This window comes from Clostridium sp. AF28-12, assembly GCF_003435225.1.
GTDB lineage: Bacteria > Bacillota > Clostridia > Lachnospirales > Lachnospiraceae > Pilosibacter > Pilosibacter fragilis.
Genome location: NZ_QWGJ01000077.1, coordinates 1 through 625, shown reverse-complemented (window position 1 = coordinate 625; position 625 = coordinate 1). Strand labels below are relative to the sequence as shown.

The 625-nt window shown below is 50.4% G+C and carries 2 protein-coding genes; both read right to left on the bottom strand.

All coding sequences use genetic code 11. From position 1 onward, the window contains the following. A partial coding sequence (locus DWY93_RS16895; protein WP_117472761.1) for a DeoR family transcriptional regulator occupies positions 1-292 on the bottom strand: 292 nt, incomplete at its 3' end. Next, positions 289-477: a hypothetical protein gene (locus tag DWY93_RS16890; RefSeq protein WP_005930722.1), complete on the bottom strand. Its 189-nt coding sequence runs from the start codon at positions 475-477 to the stop codon at positions 289-291. The genes DWY93_RS16895 and DWY93_RS16890, both read right to left, overlap by 4 nt. Positions 478-625: the final 148 nt, after the last annotated feature.

Below are 625 nucleotides of genomic sequence, written 5' to 3'. Positions count from 1 at the left end.
TTGGTTCTCCAACGCCCTGACGCACCCGCATGATAAGTCCGGCGGTTTCCAGTTCATTCAGAGAACGCTTGACCGTCATAGAGCTGCGGGACAAGACTGCGGCAATGGCTGTAACAGGGAAGCAGACAAACAGGATTCCGTTTTCGTCCTCCTGCCCTTTGGATAGCATAGCGTCCAACATCCGGCAGTACATGACCTTTGCGGTGCTGCTGACTGGAAATCCTGTCAACGCTCTGGGAAAGGGCATACAGGGCGGCAATGGTGTGTCTATCGTCATAAATTCAAAATTCATTCTGTGTGTTCCTCCTTTTTCTTTGCTCGTTTGGATAAATAACGGGGGCAGTCAATCACAACCGCCCGGAAGCTCTGCCTGCACCCATGCTGGCATTTCCGGCATAATTCGTTGTAAGTGACACGCCCCCGGTCATTGAGGTAAAAGGAAAGCTCATGCTTCCTCTTTTTGCTCATTCTCGGCATATTGCGCTTCCTCCCGTTTTCGTGTATGGTTTCGGGGCGATTTTCGGCAAAATTACAGCCATAGAGCCGCTTAAAATCTCCCGAAGTATCAGCGATAGGGTAGACTGTCCCCCTATCAGATTGTCGTGTTTCGGTATCATTTCGGTGT

Bases quoted from the DNA above. Each gene is read 5' to 3' on its own strand.
- DWY93_RS16890 (WP_005930722.1), bottom strand. From the start codon at position 477: ATGCCGAGAATGAGCAAAAAGAGGAAGCATGAGCTTTCCTTTTACCTC.